The following is a 15,672-nucleotide window of genomic DNA, read 5'->3' on the forward strand; positions in this document are numbered from 1 at the left end:
GTTCAGCCCGCCCGAGGGCGCTTGACGCCCGGTACCTCGACCCGACCGCGCGCCGCGTCCTCGCCTCGGCCCAACAACTTGGCAATGCGCACACCCGCGACCTCATCCACGGCAATCAGGCCTTGCTCTTTGAGCCAGGACAGATCCGTCTGAATACGGTCTGCAGAGACCACATGGCCCAACCGTTCCACCATGGAGTGCAGCAAGTACTCGTTGGCCGTATAGCCCGCGCTCTCCAGCAGTACGCGCAGGATCACCAGGCGCCGATCTTCGGCCAGATGGGTTGCAAAATCGTTCATGGTCTATTTCTTCAGCAGATAGTCTTCAATCCGGTTCAGGGAAATGCGCACGGTGGTCATGTCGCGCTGGATGGCCTCCTGAGTTGCCTGCATGGCCTGCATGTCGCCCTGCAGCTCGGACAACTGCTGCGGCGTCGGCATGTACTTCACCTGGGTTTCCAGCTTGTCCGTTCGGCTGAGCAGCGCCGCCATCTGCTTGCCCAGCGCCTCCTCCACGGCCTTGATGTGCACCGTGTTGTCTTTGTCGCGGGTAGCAATCCAGGTGTAGATGGCCGTCGCCACGGGCAGCAGCACGCCGGCGATGATTTGCAGCCCCAGGCTGATTTCCTCTTTCATCGACCGCCCTCCAGCACCCGCACCAGGTCGGCATGCAACGCGGCGCACTGCCCGTAGAGGCCATACATGTCCATCAGAGCAGCGGCCACGTCGTCGGCCTCACCGCTGGAGAAAATTGGAGGCACCGGGCATGGCTGCATTACTGCTGCCGGAACCACTGCCGAAGGTTGCTGCAGCGGCGCGGTCGCGCGCGGCGCCGAGTTGGCGCACGCTGTCATCATCAAAGCGGCAGCCAGCACGGGCAGCAGCCGAAAGCTTGAGCGCATTACGAAACTCCTTGGAAAAACGCTGGTCCTGGACAACGCGGGCGGCCATGGTCTCGCGCAGGCCTGCGCTGGCGGTGTTGGCTTGGGTTATCAGATCGCGCTGCGATGTGATGAGGCCGGTGAGCTCCTGCACAGCGGCTGCATCCTGACGAGCCACCTCGGCTGCCAGGCCCGCCGCATGGCCGCGCCGATAGCCCACGACGCCGGCCGCAGCGGTCAGCAGCAGCCCGACGAGCACGATGGAAAGAGCAAGAGCTGGCCGGTTCATAGGCCCGGTCCCCATTGCAGATAGCGCGGCTGTAGCACGACCAGGATGCGGTGCGGATAGCCGAGGTTCTCGTGGCAGTGCAGTGCGGCGCGACGGGCTTTACCGCACGCCGCGTCGACCTGATCCCGCGTCGGCCTGGTCAGCCCCGTGGCCGCTGCCTCTGCTCGCCAGTGGCCCTCGCCGCCGTTGTAGCCCCGAAGGGCCACCCACATGCGGTCTCGCGCCGAATAGTGGCTCGGCGCACGCTGAAACAACTGGCGGTCATACAGGACCAATGCGCGCAGCGCCCATGCGGGATTGAAGGGCTGGTTGTCACGCAACTGCGCATCGGTCGTGGAGATCCAGCGCGAGGTTGCGGGCATGAACTGGGCCAGGCCTGCAGCACCCACGCGTGAGACGGAATCGGGCCGCCAACCGCTCTCTTGGTGCACCTGCGCGGCAAACACCGCAATGGGGGCGTCGAGGCCCCAGACCGCATGCGCCGTGCGCGTCAGCAAGGCCCGATGCTGTTGGGCGGCAGGCGGGATCTGTGCATGGGCTGGGTCCATTACCAGCGATGCCAGGCAGGCAGCCGCAACCAGCCACCACACCCAAGACGGGACTCGGCTACCCCGGCGCATCACAGCCCCATGGCCACGCCCAGCACCACGGCCGCAACGACCAGGGCGCGGCGCAGCATTGCAGCCGAGAACACCCGCGTGTAGGCAGGCACCACGGGATGGTCCACATCGCCCTCGGGCTCGGTCGAGCCCAGGCGCCAATCGCGCACCAGGTAGCTATCGGGCCGCGCGTAGGGGAACAACGCCCTGTCGAGCCAATAGCCCAGCACCGCCGCCAGTGAGATCAGCGATGCCTTGTAAAGGGCCACTGGCAATTGCTGCGGTGAGATCAGCGCAATCAACGCCAGCAGCAGCACTGCAGAAAGCAGCCAAAGAGAATTGCGCGGAGCGCGCAGCCAAAGAGGGATGGAGTCGCGTAGTTTCATGCCCGGCATGGTGCCGCGCGCGCGCGAGGCGCTTTCAATGAAACACTTCAATTACCGCAATGGGGAGCGAGACATCACCATGGGCGAATTCCATGAAGCAATTCTTCAAGGCCCATAGCCATGACTGACCAGCCGATACCAACCGAGCTGAGCAACAGCATTTTTACGGATACACCGATGAGCGACCGGTCGCTTGAGCACTCAACACTTGCCATGCACCCGCATGAATTCAGCATCCAGCTCATCCTGGAAGACGTGATTGAGAAAGTGCTGCGCGAAACCATGGAGGCCGCCGTACGCGAATTGATCGCGGGCCCCGAAGAATTCGCCCCCAGTGCGCGTTCGGTCCTGAGTCGGGCTATGCAATGCGCGCAGGAGCTGAGGGAAAGCTGCGTGCTTGAACTACAGCGCAAAGCCGGGCAATCGCCAGTTCGTCCATAAATTGACTAAGCGCTCTCGGGCAAAACCAGATCGTCCGCAAGACTGGCCACACAGATTTCCAAGGCCTTGTATGAATCGCTCCACTCGCCCACGGCTTCGTGGATTGCGCTCTCGTCGACCGACAGCATTGCTCGCTGCACGTCCGACGTCGCCACATAGAAGGCCTTCGCGCTGGGGCCAACGGCTGCTAGCCCGATCAGCGCGACGCAATAGGCTTGCCCAGCGGCGTGCTCGGGCAGCCTTTCAGAAGATACGGGCCCAGCTACTGGCCTTGGACGACCCGTTACTGGAAGTCGGTCCAGCATGTCCAGTACCTGCCAACGTGCGGCCAAAACATGTCCCCAAAGTTCGCGCAGCCGCGCATCTTGAAGCGCCTGAATACGAAGTGTCTCGGCCCGCTCCCATTCCAATGCTTCCCGAGCATCGCTGCGGCGCAACTCCTCCTGCCGTGACTCTTGAGTTCGTTGCCATTGCCGTGTTTCTCTCTGCTCTGCACGGACTGCTGATCTATTGGCTACTCGTGCGGCTAGGAATTGGGTCGCAAGCGCTGTGACGATGGCGCTACCCGCACTGATGAGCGCGACAAACACGACGTCGTTCATCGTGTGCTTAGCTTGGTGTTGTTGGTCTCGGATTGCCCATGTCTCCAACCGGCTTGCCACGCAACCCACAGTGCGTCTTCAATGTAGGCAAACATGCCTGCTGCGTCATTCGTCAAAGGCTGCGCCGGCAGCCCGCCAGGTTGACGTAGCCAGCGCTTGAAAGCAATGTATTGCTGAGCCTCTGCATCTTGTTGGTCTGCGGTGTTATGGGTCATGTCATTTCCCAGGGTTTGATTGACCGCGACGCTGGGGCGCGCGAGAGATAAGCATCAACAACGATGCTTTAGCTATTTGCAGGCCTGCATCGCCTTGATCGCTTTCCAGCGCTCGGCTCGTTCCAGGTCAGACAGCGTCATGCTTGAGGCCGACGTGATTGCGCTGTTGATCTCATGTTGGGTCGGGCAAGGTCCAGACATGCGCTGATTGGGCATACCGACTGGTGCACCAGGTCGATGCTGAATCGACTCCACAATGCCGTTGCGGGTGTACACAAGCCAAGTCTCGCTTGGACGCTCGTAGATGACTTGCTCCCGTGTGGTCCCGTTGTAGTTGTCAGCATTGACTTTCGTTGCCAGTCCCATCGCCTTTTCAAGCTGTGCGACCGTCATGCCAACCATGGGCTTATGAGTCCTTATCGCTTCTGACAGTGCATTCTTTTGCTTGAGACTATCAAGGGCCGCTTGACTCTCGGCAGTTGAAGTACTCCCTGCAGTCCCACTTGCGGGACGCACGTCAACCCTTGCGCCTTCACCAAGGCATGGTGCATCTTGGAAGACGAATTTGCCGTCAGATCCCTTGCATTTGTTGACTGCCCATGCGGGTGCGGTCATCAACAAAATTACCAAGACCGAAGTCTGCTTAATCATCTTTTTTCTCCTGAAAGCTGTCATGCCCTCGTCACTCTCTTCATCAAACTAAGCCGTCGTTTTCCATATAACACTGACTCTACGATCCTTCCTTGGCTTCAAGCCTAGTGCACGAGCGTCTCGTAGATCCTCTTCGCTAGGTGGTTTTGTGTTTTGTGAAGGGACGTTTTATGTTTCGTGGATCACGCAAAACAACGTCCAAGTAACGATTGAGCCGGTATAGCTGTTCTGGAGTGAGATGGATCACCATCCGAGACCCAAACTCCCGATCCATGAAGTCCAAGACTCGAGCTCGGTCACGTAATTGGTCCAGGCGACGCAGTACGACAGATTGCTCAGACGAGCTGGGCTTCCTTGTATTGCCACCCTCCGAGGCCGAGGTTTGAATGACGGTGACATAGTGTGTGTGTTGCGTCAGGTGGCTAACGCTACTCACTACATCCCCATGCGCGACTCCCACCTGTAGATTACCCGAACCACCTGCGATCACCTGCTCAACATTGTCCAAATCGGAGGTGTTTCCAGATTCCAACGGAGTGCTTTGTTGGTTCGTGTCTCTTGATCCTGGCCACGATGTTCGAAGCACCGCCCAAATTTTTCCCAGCATCCCTCTCATATCTCCGCTGCCCTGTTCCCTTGGTTAATTCGATCGCGTCTTTTTCACCCGGACGCTACCACCCGCATATCCCACTTGAACGCTTCCAGTTTGCGTGCTCTGCTGGTTTATGTCGCCAGTCCGCACAGATCCCTCCTTCGCTCGCTTGGCGCTGTTTGGCATCTCTAAGCCGGCGGACAACACTGCCGCCGTCTGAATCAGGTTGATGCGCCCCTCCGATGTGCAACGCCTGAAGCTGTCCACCAGGATCTGCTCTGCCGGGTCAAGAGGTGGGCATTTCGGCGTCCGATTTCCAGTCACTAGGTAGAGGACGTCAGCACCAATCGCGCCCAGTAACCCGAGGTAGGTCACATCGGGAACACGGGTACCCGACTCATAGTTTTGTTGCGATCGAAGCGCAACGCCAAGACGTTCCGCAAGTGCTTGCTGGCTAAGGCCAAGAGCCTCTCTCTCGGTCTTCAAACGCTGGAAGAACACACGCACATCCGTTCGTAAAAATGGTTGCATTACGCACGTTTGTGCGCAATAATTTGCCTCACACGCTCCCGTAGCGAATGAACCTCAATAGTTAGGCGAAAGGGTATCAGACATGCACCCCGAACAGATCAAAGCAGCTATGCGCATGAAGGGCGTCACGCCCACTGCGCTGGCGGACGAATTGGGCGTTGCCAATAGCACCGTCAGCCAAGTCATTAGCGGTCGTAGCGTTTCGGCGCGAATCCGTTCCCGCATTGCAGAAGTCACGGGTTTTTCCGTGGATGCGATGTGGCCTCCTGCAAACAACCGTCCTTCCCTGCGTCGCACGCGCGAAATGGTGGAGGCGATGCGCCGGGGTGTGCCCGCATGACAAAGACGACGGACTACACCAACGCCGCACAGCAGCGCGTGCTCCAGCTCATCAATTTGCTCGCCGGCCATGAACTGCAGGGCTTGGCCCCCACGGCGATTGCCCGCTCCATGGGCTGTTCCACCAGCGTAGTGACTCGGGACATGGCAAATCTGCACACCGCAGGCTGGGCTGAGCGCACGCCCGATGGCGACCGCTGGCGCCTGAGCCCCCACGTGGTCCAGATCTCCCTCCGCCACGCCGCTGCGATCCGTGCCGGCGAGCAGAGCCTCCAAGACGTGGTGCAGCGTTTCAGCCGCGCCTGACCCCCTGAATTGATAGGAAGAATCAACATGAGCAATGCCGGGCGCAAACCCATGGCTGCAGCGACGCTGCGCGAAGCAGGCGTGATCGAAGGTGCGCTGCAGACCGCCACCCAGGCCGCCGACCAATTCCAGGCCCTGCAGTCCTCCTATGGCCAGGAGCGCGACCTGCTGAACCAGTTGCTGGGACAGGCGCAAATGGCGGATTCGTTCGCAAAATTTTCCCAAACGGTTTGGAGTTCAAAGCTTGCATTCGTGAAGGAAAACAAGCTTTATCAACAACTTAAGGGATCTAAAACTACAAACGGTTTGGAGTTGGCTGGTACATGGACTGAGTTCTGCGGCCTGTTGGGTGTCTCGGATGAAAAGGCCAATCAAGACATCGCTAACCTCAAAGCATTCGGCGAAGAAGCCCTCGAATCCATGTCCCGCATGGGCATTGGCTACCGCGAAATGCGGCAGTACCGCAAGCTGCCCGAGGACCAGAAGCTGGCCCTGGTTGAAGCGGCCAAGGCGGGCGACAAGGAATCCTTCGTCGACCTGGCCGAGGAGATCATCGCGCGTCACGCCAAGGAGAAAGAAGCCCTCACAGCCCAGGTGCAGGAGGCCCATGAAACCATTGAAGCCAAGGACCGCGTGCTGGAGTCCAAGGCCGAGATGATCACGCGCCTTGAGGAGCAGACCTCCAAGAAGTTCAAGCCGCGCAAGGGCAGCGAAGCCCGCAGCCTGGAAGAGGAAGCCCTGGAAACTGAGATCCAGGAAGCCACCACCGCGTCCCTGCTCGCCCTGCGGCGGGTGTTCAAGGTGGCTGATGCAGCCATCGAAGGCGCAGCACGCGATGCCATGCAGGTGATGGCTCGCCAGTCCGTGGAGATGCTCTGCCAGCAGTTGGTCGACATCTCCACCGAGTTCGGCATTACCGTCAATTTCGAGGAGCGCCTGAAGCCGGTCTGGATGTCTGCCGAGGCGATCGAGGCGATGGCCGCGCGCCAGGCCGAGCGCGAAGCTGCAGGGCAGTGAGGCTGGGCCATGGACGCTATCCGTACGGAAGTCATCAACCAGGCTGCGCGAGAGTGTGCAGAGGCCCCTTGGGGCCAGGGCGCCGTCATCGTGCAGCGCGCAGCCAAGCTGCTCAACCTCTCCACCCAGCGCACGCAAACGCTGATCTCCAAAGCGGCCCAGCAGCTGAGGTTAAGCAAGCCCCGCAAGCGCCGTGCTGACGCGGGCGAGTCGGCCATCAGCGATGCCGAACTGGAGATCATTGCCGGGACCATGCTGCTCGACCGCCGCGCTGGCAAATGGATGATCCCCCTGGAGGAAACCATCCAGATGCTGTATGCCGGTGGCAAGCTCAGCACCTGCTTGTCGGCCAGCCACGTGGGACGGCTGCTGCGCGCCCGGGGGATGCACCCCGAGCAGCTGGCGGCACCCACGTCGCACGTGCGCATGCGCACCGAGCACATCAATGCCGTCTGGCAGATCGACGCCTCGGTATGCGTGCTCTACAAGACGCCCAAGGGCGAATTGCTGCTGCTGGAGGTCGACGGCGTCCACTACAAGAACAAGCCCGACAACCTGGTCCAGGTCATGGACCAGCTGCTGGTGCGTTTTGTGGGGGCGGAGCACGCCAGCGGCTCCATCGGGATGCGCTTTTACACGGGAGGCGCCACAGCCGAGAACGCGCTGGATTTCCTGATGTGGCTCATGACGCAGCGCACCGATGCGGCTGGCACTCCCATGCCGTTCCATGGCGTGCCCTTCACCCTCTATACCGATCAGGGCGGTGAGTTCAAGAACGGCGCATTCCGCAACTTCTGCAGCGCCATGGACATCCGCCATCAGATGCATGCGCCCCGCAACAGCCGGGCCACGGGCTCGGTCGAAGTGGCGCAGAACATCTCGGAGCGCGGCTTTGAATCGCGCCTGCGGTTCCTGGACCCCGCGACGATCACCGTGGCACGCATGAACGCGATGGCCGAGCTGTGGATGCACAGCCGCAACGGCACCAAAAAGCACAGCCGCCACGGCATGTTTCCCTATGCCGCCTGGAGCACCATCGCCAGCGAGCACCTGCGCATCGCACCGTCCATGGAGATCATGCGCGAGCTGCCGGTGAGCCTGGCCCAGACGCGCACGGTGACCGGCGAGCGTCGCGTGAGCTTCGCGCTCAAGAAGCAGCCCAGCCGCGACTACGACCTGCGCTATGTGCCGGGCGTCTCCTCGGGCGACAAGGTGCTGGTTGCCGTGAACCCCTTCGCTGCGCCTGCAGTGCGCGTCGGCGTGACCGACCTGGAGACGGGCGAGATCGTCTGGCATGAGGTGCCGCCAGTGGAGGAAGGCTGGATGGGCTACGACGCCAGCGCCCCAGTGCTGGGCAAGGACGAATACCGGGCCCTGCCGGCCTCGCCCGCCGACGAGCGCCGCGCCCGCATCGCTGCCAAAGCCTACGGTCGTGATGGCCAGGACGCTACGCCTGCCGAGATCAAGGACGCCATCAAGACCAAGGTCGCCCCCTACCAGGGCCAGTTCGACCCTTTCGCCGACATCAAGGCCAATGCCGCATCGCTGCCGCAGTTCCTGCAGCGCACGGGCGTGCAGCACGCAGCTGCCGCCCCATCGGTCGAGGCAGCGCGGGTGTCGGTGGCCGAGGCCTGCAAGCGCGCCCGCCTGGCGCTGGGCGATCTGTACGACCCCAGCACCTACACCTGGCTGACCGAGCGCTACGGCAGTGCCGGCGTGCCCGAGGACGTGATCAAGGGCCTGGTGGCAGCGCGCCGCGATCAGCAAGAGCACAAGGGCAGCGACCAGGACGGAAGCCCGTCCCCGCGCATCGGTGGCCTGCGTGCAGTGGGAGGTGGCGCATGAACCACGTGACCCACTTGACCTCCTTGGCCACGCTCTTGAGCAGTCTGGAGCTGACCCAAGGCCATCTGTCCCGAGGCACCGGCATCAGCCGCTCGGCGGTGCACCGCCTGGTGGTCGATGGAAAGTGGCCGGCGCGTGCCGCTGCGGCAGCACGCAAGAAGGTCCAGGCCTTCCTGCAAGCGTGCGGTGTCACGCCTGACCTAGTGGAGGCTGCGTTGGCAGCCCCCGCAAAGAAGTTGGCCCCGGTCGTTAGAGCGACCGAGGCCGTCCCCGAAGAAGCAACCACGCATAACCCCGAGGAGGATGCAATGCTACAGCCGAAGCAAACCCTGACTGAATCTGCCCGCAAGAAGTTCGGTCTGTTCGTCAATCCGTTCGCTGGCGAAGTCACCAGCGACGAGGAGATGTTCACCAACGGAGAGATCCGTTTTGTGCAGGAGGCTGCCTGGCAGGCCGCCATCGGCGCGCGCATGGTCGCCATCATCGGCGAGTCCGGCGCGGGCAAGACCACCATGCTGGACGATCTCAAGGAGAAGATCACCCGCCAGCACAAGCCCATCGTCTGCATCGAACCCTCGGTGGAGGGCATGGAGGACAACGACCACCGGGGCAAGAGCATGAAGTCGGCCGACATCCAGGCTGCCATCGTCTACACCCTTGATCACCAGGCGACCGTGGCCCTGGGTGCTGAGAAGCGCTCGCGCCAGGTGTATCGGATGCTTGAGGAATCCACGACCTCGGGCCGCTCGCACCTGCTCATCATCGAAGAGGCCCACGCGTTGCCGGTGCCCACGCTCAACCACTTGAAGCGCCTGCACGAGAAGATGCGCATGGGGCGCCGCCCCATGCTCGGCATCCTGCTGCTGGGCCATCCCGAGCTGGAAAAGAAGCTCAGCCGCTACGACGTGCGCGAGGTCATGCAGCGCACGGAAATCGCCCGCCTGCGCCCACTGGAGGCCGACCTGGGCGCCTACCTGCAGGTGCGCGTGCAGCGCGTCGGCCGCAAGGTCGAGGAGCTGATCACGCCCGACGGCGTCGATGAGCTGCGCAGCCGCCTGACCGTCAATGCCGGCGACCGCGCGGGCTTCAAGAGCCTGCTGTATCCCCTGAACGTGAACAACTGGATGATCGCCGCGCTCAACACAGCCGCCGAGCTGGGCGCGCCCCGAGTGGACCGCGATGTCATCCGTGCCGTCTGAGGAAAGCACGCCATGAAAAAGTACCTGGTCCTGATCGCTCTGAGCGATGGCACGCGCGCCGTGATGCACGGCCTGTTTGCCAATGATTGGTCCGCCATCGACATGGGCCTGTCCATGTTCGATGGTGCTGTGTCGGCCGTGCCGCGCCGGGAGACCCTGTGATGGCCCGCCGCAAGCATCCCCTGGTTTCTCTGGTGCTGTGGCTGGCCGTCGCCCTGATGGCCACGCTGTGCGCGCTGGCCTTTGTGGTCGCCCGCCAGGCAACACCCCCTGATCTCAACGCTGTGTTCCTGGACGGTCTCGCCCAGGGAAGTTCCCTCTGCAAGGAGCAATGAAATGGCCCGGAAATCAAACATGAGCGCCGAGAGCGCCGCCATCGTGGTGTACCTGCGCAAGTTCGGCCCGCAGACGCGCCAGAAGCTGACCGAGGTCGTGCCCACCGACACGCCTGGAGGCCTGGCCAAGCGGCTGTCCAACCTGCGCGCCAATGGCTGGGTGCAGATCGAGGAGGCCGAGGGCATGCCTGTCCTGTACGCCATCAAGCCGTGCGTGCGTGGCCTGTTTCCAGAACTGGATGCGCGCCCGAGCAAGGTGGCGCGCTCCTCGGCAAAGGGCGGTCCCTCCGCCACTCCTGCGAAACCTGCGCTGGAGCAGGCACCTCCGCCTGCGCCTGTCGAGCGGTTCACCCCTGGTCCCATGGTCCTTTCTGCCATCCCCCGAATGGGCACGGTCCGTCCTGGTGCGCTGGCTTTCCTGGACTGCCCCAGCCGGGGCGTCCGGTGCTGATTCAACTGGTAGCCGCAATGTCCAACACGAACACCCAGAAACCGAACCTAACGCCACAGGAGCACCACGCCCTGGAATGCGCGCTCATCCAGGAGCTGCTGGACACCTTGCAGAGGGAGCCCCGGCGCACGACGGTGGTGCTGTCGGCCCTGTTCCTGCTGATCAGAGGGTTTTCTCGGCAGCTGCCGCCCGAAGGCGTGGCCGATGTGGCGTTCCTGGCTGGCTCGCTTGCAGGCGAGCTGCTGGAGAGCTCCGCGAAGGCTTCGCCGAGCTTCCCTGGCCACGTCCCCGCTTCCATGACAACCCACTGACCCGGACTGCAAATGTCACAACAAACCATTCCCGAAACTATTCCCGCCGCCATGGGTGTGCCCGAGGGCTATCGCAAGAACGCCAGCGGTCACCTGGTGCCCCTGGCCCAGATCAAGGAGCAAGACCTGCTGCGCGACGAGGTGGTCGTCCGCTTGGCCGGGCGCGCTCTTGCATTGAACAAGGCCCTGGCCGAGTTCAAGCGCGACGCATTGGCCGAGATCGACGACCTGGTCAGGATCTGCGGCGACCGATATGGCGCCCAACTGGGCGGACCCAAGGGCAACGTCCAGGCCGCCAGCTTCGACGGAGCCTTCAAGCTCATCCGCTCCACGGCTGAGCGCATCGCCTTCACCGAAGAGATCGAAGCGGCAAAGGCGTTGATCAACAACTGCATCATCCGCTGGAGCGAAGGCGCAGACGACAAGATCCGCGTGCTGGTGGACCGTGCTTTTCGCACGGACAGCAAGGGCCAGATCAAGACCTCGGCCGTGCTGGAGCTGCTGCGCCTGGAGATCCAGGACGATGAGTGGAAGCGGGCCATGACCGCCATCCGCGACAGCATCCAGAACACTGGCACAGCCGTCTATATCCGCGTGTATCAGCGCAATGAGAATACCGGCGCCCATGACGCCATCGTTTTGGACCTGGCGGCTGTATGACGCGCGAAGAAGCACTCCTCAAGATCAAGAAGTGCCTGGCTCTGGCGGCGAGTCCCGAACCGCACGAAGCCGCAGCAGCATTGCGCCAAGCTCAAAAGCTCATGGAGCAATTCGGCCTGTCGGAGACAGAGGTCAGTTTGGCTGATGTGTCTGAGTCGCCCCGCAAGGCTCCTAGCGTCCCGTTGGTGATATGGGAGGCCGCGTTGGCGCACGCCGTGGCTGAGGTCTTTGCGTGCGAGTACTTCACCCGCGCGCATCTGACTTTGGCTCCGAGCGGGTCATACCGCAAAGAGCGGCAGTTCGTTTTCGTCGGTGTGGGCATGGCTGCAGAAGTCGCCGGCTATGCCTTTGACGTGCTGGCTCGCCAATGCGCCAGGGACCGCCGCACGCATATGGGCCTGCAGTCGAAGAACTGCAAACCGAAGACCAAGGTAGCCCGGGGAGACCTGTATGCCACGGGCTGGGTTTCAGGCGTGCGCGGCCTGCTGCAGGCCTTCGCCGGCAACTCAGGCGACCAGGCGCTGGTGACGCGCTATATGGCCAACCAGTATCCGGCAATGGAGAAAGCCAAGTTCAAAGACCGCACCACGGGAAAGAACGTCAAGCACGACGACTTCGAACGTGGCCACAAGGCTGGCCGAAGCGCTGAACTCAATCACGGTATCGCGGATAGCGCGGCACTCAAGCAAATCGAAGGTCGCTCATGATCAAGAACGCCATCATCTACCGCATCTCCGAGTCCTGGTCGCCCGACCTTTCCGCACTCGAAGCCGCCCTGGCCAAAAGCCCCTTTGCCGCGTGCGGCGCCACGCAGGAGCGCAGCGCGGGCTGGGTGTCGCCGCGTGGCGAGGAGCACGGCCTGCTGGCCGAGTCCGTGGCCGGTCAATGGATCATGCGCTTCGTGACCGAGGCCAAGGTGCTGCCCGCCAGCGTGCTCAGCCGCCGCGTGGAAGAAAAGGCCGATGCCATCGAAAAGAGCGAAGGCCGCAAGCCCGGCAAGAAGGAAAAGAAGGAGCTCAAGGACGAGGCCAAGCTGGACCTGCTGCCCATGGCCTTCACCAAGCAGGGCGCCATGTGGGTCTGGCTGGACCCCAAGGCCCGCATCCTGGTGCTGGACACTGGCAGCCAGGCGCGCGCCGATGAGGTGGTGAGCGCGCTGGTCGAGCGCCTGACCGGCTTTGCGCTGGCCCTGTTGGACACAAAGACCAGCCCCCAGGCTGCCATGGCGCACTGGCTGACCACGCAAGAGCCGCCCGCAGGCTTCTCCATCGACCGCGAGTGCGAGCTCAAGGCAGCGGACGAATCCAAGGCCGTGGTGCGCTACGGCCGGCACCCGCTGGATATCGCAGAGGTTCGCCAGCACATCGAGCACGGCAAGCTGCCCACCCGCCTGGCGCTGACCTGGGATGGCCGCGTGAGCTTCGTTCTCACCGAGCAGCTGCAGGTGCGCAAGATCACTCTGCTGGATGCGGTGACCGAGGGCCAGTCCCAGGTCGATGGCGGCTTTGATGCCGACGTGGCGATCACAACGGGCGAGCTGTCCCGGCTGATCCCCGACCTGGTCGAAGCGCTGGACGGCGAGGGGCGGACGGGCTTGGGCCTGGATCTGCCGGCATCGCTGCAAAAAGGCGGTGCGTTGACCGGGCCAGGCCAAGCACCTGCGGATGCAGATCCCGATAACGCTCCGTTTTAGGCCTGCGAAGGCCGCAGAGGCCTTCCAAATCGTTCCAAAACAAAAATCCAGGGGGATGCCGCTGTCAGGGCGCTCCCCCGCTCAGATCGCCGGAAATTTCAACATGCCATCCGATGCCGAAAAACACTGCCCGCTGTGCGACGAGAGCTGGCCGGCAGATACGGAGTTCTTCTACCCGGATATCGCCAAGAAAGATGGGTTGTGCTTTTGCTGCCGGGCTTGCTACAAGAGCCGCTATCGCCCGACAGGCAATCGCACCAAGCAGCCACTGCCGCCCCAAGTCCGCCCCACCGATGCAATCGCCCAAGTCTGGAGCCCGCAATGACCGCCAACCACATCGCCGCCATCCATACGCTCAAGGCCAAGCTGCAGCTGACCGAGGAGGATTATCGGGCACTGCTGTGCAACCTCACCGGCAAGACCAGTTCCAAAGCGATGTCCGAGGCCCAGCAGCACCAGGTGCGCGACCACATGCAGGGCCTGGCTGTGCGCATGGGCGTGGCCACCGCCACTCGCCGCCGCCCGATGTCCAGTCAGCAGTTCGACCAGGCCAAGCGCCAGGCGAGCCCGCGTGAACGCAAGGTCTGGGCGCTGTGGATGCAGCTGCACCGTGATGGCGTGGTCAAGGACACGCGGCGCAAAGCGCTGGACGCATGGGTGGAGCGCCAGGTCGGCGTGTCGTCGCTGCGCTTTTGCACGGCTGCCCAGCTGGACGCCTGCATCGAAGCGCTCAAGTCCTGGCAGAACCGTGAGACCACAGCATGACTGAGCGCCCGGACCTGACGGACCTCACGTCCGAGCAGATCGCACCGCTGGAGGCGCTGGTGAGTGCATGGCCCGAGTCGTGGCAAGATTTCGCACGCAGTCACTATCTGACGCTGCTGGCTCAGCAACCTGATCGCAGCCCGCAACGTCTGGCGACCTGCGCCAGGCTGGCTGCCGATCTGGCGCAAGGCATTGCGCGGGACATGGGTGGCGCGCAGCCCTACATCAATGTGGGTACATTTTTCGCGGCAGACGAAAAGGCATCCCGCATCGTGCTCGCATGGCGGTCGGGGCAGCCCTGGCAGGCCATTGCACGCGTTGAAGGCGTGACGGAGCGGCGAGTACGGCAAATCGTCGGGGCCTGGAAAAAGGAGGTGTTCGCCCGCATCCAGGGCACCCAAAGCAGCCTGCCACTGGAAGACGCATAGGTCATATCTGTCGCAGTGACCTGAAGCGAAAAACTGAATTGCTTCAATGCGGGGCCGCAACGGCCTCGCGCGACATTGGCGGCTATGCCACAAGCCGCCGCCCCATCCCCCAGCAACACTCCCGCCGCTACGCTGCCTGAGGGCATCGAGATCTTCCGCGCTGGCGCACGCACGGCCGATGACGGCACTGTGCACCACATCAGCGAAGCCGACCTCGCCGCTGCCGTGGCGGCCTACGACCCGGCCGTTCATGAGGCGCCGCACACCGTCGGTCACCCCAAGCACAACGCACCCGCCTACGGCTGGGTCGCCCGCTTGGCTGTGAAAGACGGCTCGCTGCAGATCGCCGAGAACAAGCAGGTCGAGCCCCAGTTCGCCGAGATCGCCGCTGCCGGTCGCGTGAAAAAGCGCAGCGCTTCGTTCTACCACCCGCAAGACCCCAGCAACCCCAAGCCCGGCATCTGGTACCTGCGCCATGTCGCGTGGCTGGGTGCGCAGCCGCCTGCGGTCAAGGGGCTCAAGGACGTCAATTTCTCCGAAGACGACGCCGAGCGCGCTGTCTGCTTTTCCGAACCCGTCACCACACATCAGGAGCCCGATGACATGAGCAAAGAACTGCAAGCCCAACTGGACGAAGCCAATGCAAAACTCAAAGCCGAACAGGACGCCCGCACCAAGGCTGAGGCCGAAGTTGCCGCGCAAACCCAGGCCGCCAAGGACGCCAATGCCAAGGCCGCTTCCTTTGCCGAACAGGCCCGCGCCGACCGTAAAGCCGGCTTCGTGAGCTTCGCCGAGGCCGAGGCCAAAGCCGGCCGCCTGCTGCCCAAGGACAAGGCCATGGCCGTTGCCACGCTGGAGGCGCTGGCCGATGCCAAGCCTGTCGAGTTCGCCGAGGGCGACACGACCACCAAGGTCTCGCCCTCCACCTGGCTGCAGGGCCTCATCTCCAACAGCAAGCCCGCAGTGGACTTCAGCGAGTTCGCGGGAGGCAACGTGCGCCAGGCTGACCAGGCAGGCCAGGCCAAGGGCAAGAGCGATGCTGAGATCGACAAGGCCGCGCAGGAGTACATGCGCAAGCACAAGGTGAACTACTCCGAAGCGGTCACCGCCGTCACCACTTCTTTCACCAGCTGAGCG

At 62.8% G+C, this 15,672-nt stretch carries 26 protein-coding genes; 17 read left to right on the forward strand and 9 right to left on the reverse strand.

Features of this window, described 5'->3' with window-relative positions; all coding sequences use genetic code 11:
* Positions 1-2: 2 nt before the first annotated feature.
* The 5 genes from ACFPFG_RS02010 to ACFPFG_RS02030 all read right to left on the reverse strand — a co-directional run bounded on the left by ACFPFG_RS02010 (position 3) and on the right by ACFPFG_RS02030 (position 2,163).
* Positions 3-299, reverse strand: coding sequence for a VpaChn25_0724 family phage protein (locus tag ACFPFG_RS02010; protein ID WP_380104700.1), 297 nt, complete (start codon positions 297-299; stop codon positions 3-5).
* 3 nt (positions 300-302) lie between these two features.
* Positions 303-635, reverse strand: coding sequence for a DUF2730 family protein (locus ACFPFG_RS02015; protein WP_133073000.1), 333 nt, complete (start codon positions 633-635; stop codon positions 303-305).
* A gap of 99 nt (positions 636-734) precedes the next feature.
* A complete protein-coding gene (locus ACFPFG_RS02020) occupies positions 735-1,169 on the reverse strand; it encodes a hypothetical protein (protein WP_380104702.1) in 435 nt (144 codons plus the stop codon).
* On the reverse strand, positions 1,166-1,666 hold the full coding sequence (locus ACFPFG_RS02025; protein ID WP_380104706.1) for a transglycosylase SLT domain-containing protein: 501 nt from the start codon (positions 1,664-1,666) through the stop codon (positions 1,166-1,168). The genes ACFPFG_RS02020 and ACFPFG_RS02025 overlap by 4 nt, the downstream gene beginning before the upstream one ends.
* A gap of 122 nt (positions 1,667-1,788) precedes the next feature.
* Positions 1,789-2,163 carry a putative holin gene (locus ACFPFG_RS02030; protein ID WP_133073003.1) on the reverse strand — a complete coding sequence of 125 codons (375 nt, stop codon included), beginning with the start codon at positions 2,161-2,163 and terminating at the stop codon, positions 1,789-1,791.
* A gap of 111 nt (positions 2,164-2,274) precedes the next feature.
* Here ACFPFG_RS02030 and ACFPFG_RS02035 point away from each other — a divergent pair, with 111 nt between their 5' ends.
* On the forward strand, positions 2,275-2,595 hold the full coding sequence (locus ACFPFG_RS02035) for a hypothetical protein (RefSeq protein ID WP_380104708.1): 321 nt from the start codon (positions 2,275-2,277) through the stop codon (positions 2,593-2,595).
* A gap of 5 nt (positions 2,596-2,600) precedes the next feature.
* On the opposite strand, the gene ACFPFG_RS02040 is transcribed toward ACFPFG_RS02035, so the two are convergent.
* The 4 genes from ACFPFG_RS02040 to ACFPFG_RS02055 all read right to left on the reverse strand — a co-directional run bounded on the left by ACFPFG_RS02040 (position 2,601) and on the right by ACFPFG_RS02055 (position 5,186).
* On the reverse strand, positions 2,601-3,197 hold the full coding sequence (locus ACFPFG_RS02040; protein ID WP_380104710.1) for a hypothetical protein: 597 nt from the start codon (positions 3,195-3,197) through the stop codon (positions 2,601-2,603).
* The gene (locus ACFPFG_RS02045; protein ID WP_380104712.1) at positions 3,194-3,412 is read right to left on the reverse strand and encodes a hypothetical protein; all 219 of its coding nucleotides are present in this window, start codon (positions 3,410-3,412) and stop codon (positions 3,194-3,196) included. Before ACFPFG_RS02045 ends, ACFPFG_RS02040 begins: the two co-directional genes overlap by 4 nt.
* A gap of 72 nt (positions 3,413-3,484) precedes the next feature.
* Positions 3,485-4,063 (reverse strand): hypothetical protein, encoded by a 579-nt coding sequence (locus ACFPFG_RS02050; protein ID WP_380104714.1) that lies wholly within the window; start codon positions 4,061-4,063, stop codon positions 3,485-3,487.
* Between the two features lie 640 nt (positions 4,064-4,703).
* Positions 4,704-5,186, reverse strand: coding sequence for a helix-turn-helix domain-containing protein (locus ACFPFG_RS02055; RefSeq protein WP_380104715.1), 483 nt, complete (start codon positions 5,184-5,186; stop codon positions 4,704-4,706).
* 82 nt (positions 5,187-5,268) lie between these two features.
* Between ACFPFG_RS02055 and ACFPFG_RS02060 the strand changes: the two genes are divergently transcribed.
* The 16 genes from ACFPFG_RS02060 (at position 5,269) to ACFPFG_RS02135 (ending at position 15,669) form a co-directional block, all read left to right on the forward strand.
* The gene (locus tag ACFPFG_RS02060; protein ID WP_250438974.1) at positions 5,269-5,526 is read left to right on the forward strand and encodes a helix-turn-helix domain-containing protein; all 258 of its coding nucleotides are present in this window, start codon (positions 5,269-5,271) and stop codon (positions 5,524-5,526) included.
* Positions 5,523-5,831, forward strand: a complete 309-nt coding sequence (locus tag ACFPFG_RS02065) for an IclR family transcriptional regulator (protein WP_250438975.1) — start codon at positions 5,523-5,525, stop codon at positions 5,829-5,831. Before ACFPFG_RS02060 ends, ACFPFG_RS02065 begins: the two co-directional genes overlap by 4 nt.
* Before the next feature lie 27 nt (positions 5,832-5,858).
* Entirely contained in the window at positions 5,859-6,848 is a 990-nt protein-coding gene (locus ACFPFG_RS02070; protein ID WP_380104718.1) for a hypothetical protein, read from the forward strand.
* Positions 6,849-6,857: 9 nt separating this feature from the next.
* Complete coding sequence (locus ACFPFG_RS02075; RefSeq protein WP_380104720.1) at positions 6,858-8,693, forward strand: integrase catalytic domain-containing protein; 1,836 nt, start codon at positions 6,858-6,860, stop codon at positions 8,691-8,693.
* Positions 8,690-9,892: an ExeA family protein gene (locus ACFPFG_RS02080; protein WP_380104722.1), complete on the forward strand. Its 1,203-nt coding sequence runs from the start codon at positions 8,690-8,692 to the stop codon at positions 9,890-9,892. Before ACFPFG_RS02075 ends, ACFPFG_RS02080 begins: the two co-directional genes overlap by 4 nt.
* A 12-nt stretch (positions 9,893-9,904) precedes the next feature.
* Entirely contained in the window at positions 9,905-10,054 is a 150-nt protein-coding gene (locus tag ACFPFG_RS02085; protein WP_380104723.1) for a hypothetical protein, read from the forward strand.
* Positions 10,054-10,227 carry a hypothetical protein gene (locus ACFPFG_RS02090; protein WP_198803985.1) on the forward strand — a complete coding sequence of 58 codons (174 nt, stop codon included), beginning with the start codon at positions 10,054-10,056 and terminating at the stop codon, positions 10,225-10,227. The genes ACFPFG_RS02085 and ACFPFG_RS02090 overlap by 1 nt, the downstream gene beginning before the upstream one ends.
* A 19-nt stretch (positions 10,228-10,246) precedes the next feature.
* Positions 10,247-10,678 carry a hypothetical protein gene (locus ACFPFG_RS02095; RefSeq protein WP_380104726.1) on the forward strand — a complete coding sequence of 144 codons (432 nt, stop codon included), beginning with the start codon at positions 10,247-10,249 and terminating at the stop codon, positions 10,676-10,678.
* Positions 10,679-10,695: 17 nt separating this feature from the next.
* Positions 10,696-10,989: a hypothetical protein gene (locus ACFPFG_RS02100; protein ID WP_380104728.1), complete on the forward strand. Its 294-nt coding sequence runs from the start codon at positions 10,696-10,698 to the stop codon at positions 10,987-10,989.
* Positions 10,990-11,001: 12 nt separating this feature from the next.
* Positions 11,002-11,649 (forward strand): DUF3164 family protein, encoded by a 648-nt coding sequence (locus ACFPFG_RS02105; RefSeq protein ID WP_380104730.1) that lies wholly within the window; start codon positions 11,002-11,004, stop codon positions 11,647-11,649.
* On the forward strand, positions 11,646-12,356 hold the full coding sequence (locus tag ACFPFG_RS02110) for a DUF2786 domain-containing protein (protein WP_380104732.1): 711 nt from the start codon (positions 11,646-11,648) through the stop codon (positions 12,354-12,356). Before ACFPFG_RS02105 ends, ACFPFG_RS02110 begins: the two co-directional genes overlap by 4 nt.
* Positions 12,353-13,342 (forward strand): recombination-associated protein RdgC, encoded by a 990-nt coding sequence (locus tag ACFPFG_RS02115; RefSeq protein WP_380104734.1) that lies wholly within the window; start codon positions 12,353-12,355, stop codon positions 13,340-13,342. The genes ACFPFG_RS02110 and ACFPFG_RS02115 overlap by 4 nt, the downstream gene beginning before the upstream one ends.
* A 103-nt stretch (positions 13,343-13,445) precedes the next feature.
* A complete protein-coding gene (locus tag ACFPFG_RS02120) occupies positions 13,446-13,667 on the forward strand; it encodes a hypothetical protein (protein WP_267178498.1) in 222 nt (73 codons plus the stop codon).
* Entirely contained in the window at positions 13,664-14,107 is a 444-nt protein-coding gene (locus ACFPFG_RS02125) for a phage protein GemA/Gp16 family protein (protein WP_380104736.1), read from the forward strand. Before ACFPFG_RS02120 ends, ACFPFG_RS02125 begins: the two co-directional genes overlap by 4 nt.
* Positions 14,104-14,535: a Mor transcription activator family protein gene (locus ACFPFG_RS02130; protein ID WP_380104738.1), complete on the forward strand. Its 432-nt coding sequence runs from the start codon at positions 14,104-14,106 to the stop codon at positions 14,533-14,535. Before ACFPFG_RS02125 ends, ACFPFG_RS02130 begins: the two co-directional genes overlap by 4 nt.
* An 84-nt stretch (positions 14,536-14,619) precedes the next feature.
* Positions 14,620-15,669, forward strand: coding sequence for a hypothetical protein (locus tag ACFPFG_RS02135; RefSeq protein WP_380104740.1), 1,050 nt, complete (start codon positions 14,620-14,622; stop codon positions 15,667-15,669).
* Positions 15,670-15,672 lie beyond the last annotated feature (3 nt).

Source organism: Delftia deserti (assembly GCF_042653485.1).
Lineage (GTDB): Bacteria > Pseudomonadota > Gammaproteobacteria > Burkholderiales > Burkholderiaceae_C > Comamonas > Comamonas acidovorans.